The sequence below is a fragment of the Ideonella sp. P3_A4 genome (assembly GCF_056403075.1).
On record NZ_JBFUGE010000230.1, the window covers coordinates 1 to 9314 of the forward strand.

A 9314-nucleotide genomic window follows, 5' to 3' on the forward strand; every position below is an offset into this window, starting at 1 on the left:
GGTCCGGCGGCAGCACCGGCAGCACGTCCATCACCATCCAGTGCGGCTTGATGCCCGACTTCTTGAAGGCCTCCATCACCTTCAGGCGCTTGGAGTTCTTCTTGACCTTCAGCTCAGAGCCGGTCATGTCGCCGCGCAGCTTCTCGATCTCGACGTCGAGGTCCATCTCTTCGAGCAGCTTCTTGATGCCCTCGGCGCCCATCAGCGCGATGAACTCGTCACCGAACTCGGTGCGCTTGGCCTCGTAGTCGTCCTCGCTCATGATCCCGAACTTCTTCAGCGGGGTCATGCCGGGGTCGACGATCACGTAGGCTTCGAAGTACAGCACGCGCTCGATGTCGCGCAGCGTCATGTCGAGCACCAGGCCCAGACGCGACGGCAGCGACTTCAGGAACCAGATGTGSGCGCAGGGYGCGGCCAGGTCGATGTGRCCCATGCGCTCGCGACGCACCTTGGTCTGCGTGACTTCAACGCCGCACTTTTCGCAGATGACACCGCGGTGCTTCAGGCGCTTGTACTTGCCGCACAGGCACTCGTAGTCCTTGATCGGGCCGAAGATCTTGGCGCAGAACAGGCCATCACGCTCGGGCTTGAAAGTCCGGTAGTTGATGGTCTCGGGCTTCTTCACCTCGCCGAACGACCACGAGCGGATCTTTTCCGGGCTGGCGAGCCCGATCCTGATCGCGTCGAAGTGTTCGTCCGGGGTGAACTGCTTGAAAAGGTCGAGTAATCCCTTCATGCCTTTTCTCCTTTAGTTACGCTCGAGCTCGATGTCGATGCCGAGCGAACGAATTTCCTTCACCAGCACGTTGAACGACTCCGGCATGCCGGCGTCGATGGCGTGCTCGCCCTTGACGATGTTCTCGTAGACCTTGGTGCGACCGTTCACGTCGTCGGACTTGACGGTCAGCATTTCCTGCAGCACGTAAGACGCGCCGTAGGCTTCCAGGGCCCAGACTTCCATTTCGCCGAAACGCTGGCCGCCGAACTGCGCCTTGCCGCCCAGCGGCTGCTGGGTGACGAGCGAGTACGGGCCGGTCGAGCGGGCGTGCATCTTGTCGTCCACCAAGTGGTGCAGCTTCAGCACGTGCATGTAGCCCACGGTCACCGGGCGCTCGAAGGCTTCGCCGGAGCGGCCGTCGTGCAGCGTGGCCTGGGTCCGCGTCGCGGTCAGGCCCTTGCGGGCGGCGATGTCGTCCGGGTAGGCGAGCTTGAGCATGCCGCGGATTTCTTCTTCCGCCGCACCATCGAACACCGGCGTCGCGAAGGGCACGCCCTTCGTCAGCTCCTGGGCCATCTCGACAACTTCCTTGTCGGTCAGGTCACCCAGGCGCTCGGTCTTGCCACCGGACTTGTTGTACAGCTCGTCCATGAACTTGCGCAGCTCGGCCACCGCCGATTGCTGCTGCAGCATGTCGCCCAGACGCTGGCCGATGCCCTTGCCGGCCCAGCCCAGGTGGACTTCCAGCACCTGGCCCACGTTCATGCGCGAAGGCACGCCCAGCGGGTTCAGCACGATGTCGCACGGCGTGCCGTCGGCCATGTAGGGCATGTCTTCGATCGGAACGATCTTCGACACCACACCCTTGTTGCCGTGGCGGCCGGCCATCTTGTCGCCAGGCTGCAGGCGGCGCTTGACGGCCAGGTAGACCTTGACCATCTTCAGCACGCCGGCTTCGAGCTCGTCGCCTTGCGTCAGCTTCTTGCGCTTCTCTTCGAAGTTCAGGTCGAAGCCGTGGCGCGTCTGCTCGAGCGAGTTCTTGATCGACTCGAGCTGGTTGGCCACTTCGTCTTCGGCCGGGCGCACATCGAACCAGTGGTACTTGTCGATCGACGACAGGTAGGCCTTGTCGATGACGGTGCCCTTGGCGATCTTCTGCGGGCCGCCGTTGGCGATCTTGCCATTCAGCAGCTTCTCGATCCGGTCGAACGCGTCGGCTTCGACGATGCGCAGTTGGTCGTTCAGGTCCAGGCGGAAGCGCTTCAGCTCGTCGTCGATGATCTGCTGGGCGCGCTTGTCGCGCTGGATGCCTTCACGGGTGAAGACCTGCACATCGATCACGGTGCCCGAGGTGCCCTGGTCGACACGTAGCGAGGTGTCCTTCACGTCGGAGGCCTTCTCGCCGAAGATCGCGCGCAGCAGCTTTTCTTCCGGCGTCAGCGTGGTTTCGCCCTTGGGCGTGACCTTGCCGACCAGCACGTCGCCGGGATTCACCTCGGCGCCGATGTAGACGATGCCCGATTCGTCCAGGCGAGCCAGTTGCTGCTCGGACAGGTTCGGGATGTCGCGCGTGATTTCCTCGGCGCCCAGCTTGGTGTCGCGCGCCTTGACCACCAGTTCCTCGATGTGGATCGAGGTGTAGCGGTCTTCGGCCACGACGCGTTCGCTGATCAGGATCGAGTCTTCGAAGTTGTAGCCGTTCCACGGCATGAACGCGACCAGCATGTTCTGGCCGAGCGCGAGCTCGCCCAGGTCGGTCGACGCGCCGTCAGCCACCACGTCACCCGAAGCCACCTTGTCGCCACGCTTGACGATGGCGCGCTGGTGGATGTTGGTGTTCTGGTTGGAACGTTGGTACTTGATCAGGTTGTAGATGTCGACGCCAACTTCACCGGCCACGGTTTCGTCGTCGTTGACACGGATCACCACGCGGTTGGTGTCGACATAGTCGACCACACCGCCGCGGCGCGCCGTCACCACGGTGCCCGAGTCGACCGCGGCGACGCGTTCGACACCGGTACCCACCAGCGCCTTCTCGGGGCGCAGCACCGGCACGGCCTGACGCTGCATGTTCGCGCCCATCAGCGCGCGGTTCGCGTCGTCGTGCTCGAGGAACGGCACCAGCGAGGCCGCGACCGACACGATCTGCGTCGGCGCCACGTCCATGTACTGGATGCGCTCGGGCGAGGTCAGCACCGATTCGCCGTTTTCACGCGCCGACACCAGCTCGTCGACCAGCGCGCCGTCGACACCCAGCGAGGCGTTCGCCTGGGCGATGACGTACTTGCCTTCTTCGATCGCCGACAGGTAGTCGATCTGCATCGTCACCTTGCCGTCGGCCACGCGACGGTACGGCGTCTCGAGGAAGCCGTACTCGTTCAGCTGTGCGTACAGCGCCAGCGAGTTGATCAGGCCGATGTTCGGGCCTTCAGGCGTTTCGATCGGGCAGACGCGGCCGTAGTGGGTCGGGTGCACGTCGCGCACTTCGAAGCCGGCGCGCTCGCGTGTCAGACCACCCGGGCCCAGGGCCGAGACGCGACGCTTGTGCGTGATCTCGGACAGCGGGTTGGTCTGGTCCATGAACTGCGACAGCTGCGACGCACCGAAGAACTCCTTCAGCGCCGCAGAGATCGGCTTGGAGTTGATCAGGTCATGCGGCATCAAGGCTTCGGTCTCGGCTTGGCCGAGGCGTTCCTTGACGGCCTTCTCGATCCGGGCCAGGCCCGAGCGGTACTGGTTTTCGGCCAGCTCGCCCACGCAGCGCACGCGGCGATTGCCCAGGTGGTCGATGTCATCGACTTCGCCGCGGCCGTTGCGCAGTTCGACGAGGATCTTGACCACGTCAAGGATGTCCTCGTTGGACAGCGTCATCGGGCCTTCCGGCACGTCGCGGCCCACGCGGGCGTTGAACTTCATCCGGCCGACGCGCGACAGGTCGTAGGTGTCCGGGTTGTAGAACAAGCGGCCGAACAGCGCTTCGACAGCGTCTTCGGTCGGCGGCTCGCCGGGGCGCATCATGCGGTAGATTGCAACGCGTGCGGCCAGCTGATCGGCCGTTTCGTCCAGGCCCAGCGTCTGGCTGATGTAGGCGCCCTGGTCCAGCTCGTTGGTGAACAAGCAGGGCAGGTCCTTGATGCCGGCGGCGCGCAGCTTCTTCAGCAGCGCTTCGGTCAGCTCGTCGTTGGCCTTGGCGATGATCTCGCCCGTTTCCGGGTCGACCATGTTGCGCGCCACCGTGCGGCCGACCAGGAAGTCTTCCGGCACCGAGATGTGGTTGGTGCCCGATTGCTCGAGCTGGCGCGCGTGGCGTGCGGTGATGCGCTTGTCCTTCTCGACCACGACATTGCCCGACTTGTCGGTGATGTCAAAGCGAGCGACTTCGCCCTTCAGGCGGTCCGGCACGAACTCCAGCTGCGCGCCGGTGTCCATCAGACGGAAGGTGTCGTTGTCGAAGAAGTGCGCGAGGATCGCTTCCGGGTTCAGGCCGATGGCCTTCAGCAGGATCGTCACCGGCATCTTGCGGCGGCGGTCGACACGGAAGTACAGGATGTCCTTCGGGTCGAACTCGAAGTCCAGCCACGAGCCGCGGTAAGGGATGATCCGGGCCGAGAACAGCAACTTGCCCGACGAGTGGGTCTTGCCCTTGTCGTGCTCGAAGAACACGCCAGGCGAGCGGTGCAGCTGGCTGACGATGACACGCTCGGTGCCATTGACGATGAACGAGCCGTAGTCGGTCATGAGCGGAACTTCGCCCATGTAGACCTCTTGCTCCTTGATCTCCTTGACGACCTTCGCGGGGTGCGATTCACGGTCGTAGATGATCATCTGCAGCTTCGCGCGCACGGCGGCGGCGTAGGTCAGGCCACGCTGCTGGCACTCGCGCGTGTCGAACGCGGGGCGAGCGATGTTGAATTCGATGAACTTCATTTCCACGAACCCGTTGTGCGAAACAATCGGGAACGCGGACAGGAAGGCCGCCTGCAGGCCCTCGGGCTTGCGCTGTTGCGGTGGCACATCCTTTTGAAGGAAGGCGACGTAGGATTCCCGCTGCATGGTCAGCAGATACGGGACGTTGAGAACGCTCTCACGCTTACCAAAGCTCTTGCGGATACGCTTGCGCTCGGTATAGCTGTAGGGGGTTGCTTGCGCCATTGAAGACTCCGTGGTGAGGGTGCGCGCCGGCCGGTTGCACGCACCTCCTCGGGACGACTGGCTCTCGCAGGCCTTGCGCCTGAAAGCTTGGTGGCTGGCCACTACCAGCCGCTGGCGGACAACCCCGGCATTGCACCGGAGCCCGACCAAACCTGTTCTTCTGCAGTCGGATCAGAGAACACTGCCAAGCGCCAGGCCTTCAAGGCCTCCGCTTGGCGCTGTTCTCCCGGGTGCGGCCGCGAGCGGCTGCACCCCGAGAGACTTGGGCTTACTTGATTTCGGCCTTGGCGCCGGCTTCGACCAGCTTCTTGACAGCGGCTTCGGCGTCGGCCTTGGCAACGGCTTCCTTGACGTTCTTCGGAGCGCCGTCGACCAGGTCCTTGGCTTCCTTCAGGCCCAGGCCCGTCAGTTCGCGCACGGCCTTGATGGTGCCGACCTTGTTCGAGCCGGCTTCGAGCAGCACGACGTTGAATTCGGTCTTCTCTTCGACCGCAGCAGCAGCGGCACCGCCGCCACCAGCGGCCGGAGCGGCCATCGACGCGGCGGACACGCCGAACTTTTCTTCGATCGCCTTGACCAGGTCGTTCAGTTCCATGACGGACATGCTGTCCAGGGCGGTCAGGAAGGCGTCTTTATCGAATGCCATTTGAGTTACCTCGATGATTTCAGTGATTCAGTGATGTGGATGGAAGACGTGGCCGATCAGGCGGCAGCGGCTTCGACGGGAGCGGCCGCTTCGGCACCGCCACCCTTCTTCTCGGCCAGTGCGGCCAGCACGGCGGCGGTGCGCTGCACCGGCGACTTCAGCAAGCCAGCGATCTGCGACAGCAGCACTTCCTTGCTGGGAATCGCAGCCAGGGCCTTGACGCCATTGACGTCCAGGACCTTGCCGGCGTAGGCGCCAGCCTTGATGACCAGCTTGTCGTTGCTCTTGGCAAAGTCGGCAATGACTTTGGCCGCGGCGACGGCGTCTTCGGAAAAGCCGTAGATCAGCGGGCCGACCATGCTCTCCGACGCGACCTCGAACGGCGTGCCGGCGACGGCGCGACGGGCCAGGGTGTTCTTCAGCACGTGAAGGTACACACCCTTGGACCGCGCGTCGACGCGCAGCTTGTTCAAGTTCTCGACGGTGAGGCCACGGTACTCGGCCATCGCCAGGGTCTGGGACTTGGCAGCTTGCGCCGACACGCCCTCGATCACGGCCGCCTTCTCGTTGCGGTTGAGACTCAAGGTCTACTCCTCACAGTGACGTGCCGAACAGGCCGAACGGCCCACCCGGCACAACGGGTTGCAGCGACCTTGCCGCTTCCGAACGATGCTCCATGCACAACACACAAAACCTCTTTCGTCACGGCGGGGACGCCATCTGCGCTGGCGAAGACCGGGGTCTTCATTAAGGCGCCACGACCGACAGTCGCGGCATCGCCAGCGGTCTTGGATGGCCCGCCGCTCGCTCCCGTGGGAACGGGCGGCAGCCCACCAATTCATCGGGCTTGTCGGCGCGTCAAGACAGCCGCGCCAGCCCTTTGTTCAATGTCCGGCTCAGGCGGCGGCAGGCGCCAGCGTCACCGAAGCGATTTCGACACGTGCGCCAATGCCCATCGTCGACGAGACGGCGACCTTGCGCAGGTAGACGCCCTTGCTCGACGCCGGCTTGTGCTTGTTCAGCGCTTCCAGCAGAGCAGCCAGGTTGCCGATCAGCTTGGCGTCGTCGAACGAGCGGCGGCCAATCGTGCCGTGGATGATGCCGGCCTTGTCGACGCGGAACTGCACCTGACCGGCCTTGGCGTTCTTCACCGCAGTGGCGACGTCGGGCGTCACGGTGCCGACCTTCGGGTTCGGCATCAGGCCGCGCGGGCCCAGGATCTGACCCAGCGTACCGACCACGCGCATCGTGTCCGGCGAAGCGATCACGACGTCGAAGTTGATGTTGCCGGCCTTGACCTGTTCGGCCAGGTCTTCCATACCAACCACGTCGGCGCCGGCGGCCTTGGCTTCTTCAGCCTTGGCGCCTTGGGCGAACACGGCGACGCGCTTGGTCTTGCCGGTGCCGTTGGGCAGCACGACGGCGCCACGCACGACCTGGTCCGACTTCTTGGCGTCGATGCCCAGTTGCACGGCCACGTCGATGGATTCATCGAACTTGGCGGTGGCGCAGCTCTTGACGAGCGTCAGCGCGTCGGCGATCGGGTACAGCTTCAGGCTGTCGACCTTGCCTTGCAAGGTCTTGGCTTTCTTGGTCAGCTTGGCCATCACACGCCCTCCACGATCACACCCATCGAACGGGCGGAACCGGCAATGATCTTCACCGCGCCATCGAGATCAGCGGCGTTCAGGTCCTTCATCTTGGCCTTGGCGATGTCTTCCAGCTGAGCGCGGGTGATCTTGCCGACCTTGTTCAGGTGCGCCTTGTCCGAGCCCTTGCCCAGACCGATGGCCTTCTTGATCAGCACGGTCGCCGGGGGCGACTTCATGATGAAGGTGAAGGACTTGTCGGCGAAGGCGGTGATCACCACCGGGAGCATCAGGCCCGGTTCCATGCCTTGGGTCTGCGCGTTGAACGACTTGCAGAACTCCATGATGTTCAGGCCACGCTGACCCAGCGCGGGGCCGATCGGGGGCGACGGGTTGGCCTTGCCGGCCGGCACTTGCAGCTTGATAAAGCCGACGATTTTCTTTGCCATGATGGCTCCTCGAGTTCCAACGCTTTCAGGGCGACAGGCCCATCCAGCTCCTCGTCAAACGACCCGGTGGTGACAAAGCCGCCGGCGCCGGGTCGGGCGCGCCAGCAGCCGAAAACTCAAACTTTTTCGACTTGAGAGAAATCCAGCTCGACCGGCGTGGCGCGGCCGAAGATGGTGACCGACACGCGGACCTTGGACTTCTCGTAGTTGACTTCTTCGATCGCGCCGTTGAAGTCGGTGAACGGGCCTTCCTTGACCCGCACCAGCTCGCCCACCACCCACTCGACCTTCGGCCGGGGCTTCTCGATGCCTTCTTGCATCTGGTTGACGATCTTCATCACTTCGGCTTCCGAGATCGGGGCCGGGCGGTTGCGCGCGCCGCCGACGAAGCCAGTGACCTTGCTGGTGTGCTTGACCAGGTGCCAGGTCTCGTCGTCCATCAGCATCTCGACCAGCACGTAGCCGGGGAAGAAGCGGCGCTCGGTGACGGCCTTCTTGCCGTTCTTCAGCTCGACGACTTCTTCGGTCGGCACCAGGATGCGGCCGAACTTGGCCTGCATGCCGGCGCGGTCAATGCGCTCGCRCAGGTTGCGCTCAACGGCCTTTTCCATGCCGGAGTAGGCGTGCACGACGTACCAACGCTGGCCGCTCGGGGCGGCGGCGCCGGTGTTCGTGTCGGTGGCGGCGTGTTCGCTCATGCTTTGGTGACCCTCGTTCAGTTCGGCGTTCAGCGCTTCCAGCCCAGGATCAGGTCATACAGCGCCCATTCCAGGGTCTTGTCGGTGACCCACAGGAACAGTGCCATCACGATGACGAAGGCAAACACGTAGCCGGTCATCTGCCCGGCTTCCTTGCGCGTCGGCCAGACGACCTTCTTGACTTCGCGCACCGACTCGCGCCCGTAGGCGATCAGCTGGCGCCCGCTTTCGGAGCTGAAGTACACACCCACCGACGCGGCCACGCCGATCAGCAGCACGACCACGCGCAGCCACATGTCCTTCTGGCCCAGCAGGTAGAAGGCCACCAGCGAGCCGATGAGCAGCGCCGCCGCGGCCAACAGCTTGGCCTTGTCGGCCGCGGTGGTCACGGTTTGCACTTGAGGTTGGGTGGACATTGCTTTCACTTCAGACAGATCCGTTCAGCGGGCGCTTGGTTCACTGTGCTGTCACAGGCCGCAGACATCGCAGCCCCATCAGCAGCAAAGCCCGCCGGCGTTTTTCGCACCTGCGGGCTGCCTTTTTCGGGCTTCTCGGGCCAGGCGGGGAGCCCTGCGGGCAACTCACCTGACTGCGTCAAACTCGATGCCAGCCCCTCAAGGGTGGGCACCGGGTTTGGCAGGGGCAGTAGGAATCGAACCTACAACCTTCGGTTTTGGAGACCGACGCTCTGCCAATTGAGCTATACCCCTCTGGCCTTTCGTTTGTACGTTGGCGGTTGCTTACTCGATGATCTTGGCGACGACGCCGGCGCCGACGGTGCGGCCACCTTCACGGATGGCGAAGCGCAGGCCCTCTTCCATCGCGATCGGGGCGATCAGCTTGACGGTGATGCTGACGTTGTCGCCAGGCATGACCATTTCCTTGTCCTTGGGCAGCTCCACCGCGCCGGTCACGTCCGTCGTGCGGAAGTAGAACTGCGGGCGGTAGTTGTTGAAGAACGGCGTGTGGCGGCCGCCCTCTTCCTTCGACAGCACGTAGATCTCGGCCGTGAAGTGGGTGTGCGGCTTGACGCTGCCCGGCTTGCACAGCACTTGGCCG

8 protein-coding genes, 1 tRNA gene and 1 pseudogene are annotated in these 9314 nt (G+C 63.9%); all 10 read right to left on the reverse strand.

From position 1 onward, the window contains the following. A pseudogene (locus tag AC1DYI_RS19160) lies at positions 1–739 on the reverse strand (DNA-directed RNA polymerase subunit beta'); the annotation flags it as partial. A 12-nt stretch (positions 740–751) separates the two neighbouring features. After that, positions 752–4873 carry a DNA-directed RNA polymerase subunit beta gene (gene rpoB, locus AC1DYI_RS19165; RefSeq protein WP_477205723.1) on the reverse strand — a complete coding sequence of 1374 codons (4122 nt, stop codon included), beginning with the start codon at positions 4871–4873 and terminating at the stop codon, positions 752–754. A gap of 268 nt (positions 4874–5141) precedes the next feature. Further along, on the reverse strand, positions 5142–5519 hold the full coding sequence (gene rplL, locus AC1DYI_RS19170) for a 50S ribosomal protein L7/L12 (RefSeq protein ID WP_477205724.1): 378 nt from the start codon (positions 5517–5519) through the stop codon (positions 5142–5144). A gap of 56 nt (positions 5520–5575) precedes the next feature. After that, a complete protein-coding gene (gene rplJ, locus AC1DYI_RS19175; RefSeq protein WP_477205725.1) occupies positions 5576–6103 on the reverse strand; it encodes a 50S ribosomal protein L10 in 528 nt (175 codons plus the stop codon). A 312-nt stretch (positions 6104–6415) separates the two neighbouring features. Then, on the reverse strand, positions 6416–7126 hold the full coding sequence (gene rplA / locus AC1DYI_RS19180) for a 50S ribosomal protein L1 (RefSeq protein WP_477205726.1): 711 nt from the start codon (positions 7124–7126) through the stop codon (positions 6416–6418). Then, a complete protein-coding gene (gene rplK, locus AC1DYI_RS19185; protein WP_477205727.1) occupies positions 7126–7557 on the reverse strand; it encodes a 50S ribosomal protein L11 in 432 nt (143 codons plus the stop codon). The genes rplA and rplK overlap by 1 nt, the downstream gene beginning before the upstream one ends. Before the next feature lie 116 nt (positions 7558–7673). Beyond that, entirely contained in the window at positions 7674–8255 is a 582-nt protein-coding gene (gene nusG, locus AC1DYI_RS19190) for a transcription termination/antitermination protein NusG (protein WP_477205728.1), read from the reverse strand. Between the two features lie 29 nt (positions 8256–8284). Beyond that, complete coding sequence (gene secE / locus AC1DYI_RS19195) at positions 8285–8671, reverse strand: preprotein translocase subunit SecE (protein ID WP_477205729.1); 387 nt, start codon at positions 8669–8671, stop codon at positions 8285–8287. A 218-nt stretch (positions 8672–8889) separates the two neighbouring features. Beyond that, a tRNA-Trp gene (locus tag AC1DYI_RS19200) sits at positions 8890–8965 on the reverse strand. Positions 8966–8995: 30 nt separating this feature from the next. Next, positions 8996–9314 (reverse strand): EF-Tu C-terminal domain-related protein (locus AC1DYI_RS19205; RefSeq protein ID WP_477205730.1); only part of this gene is annotated, 319 nt, incomplete at its 5' end.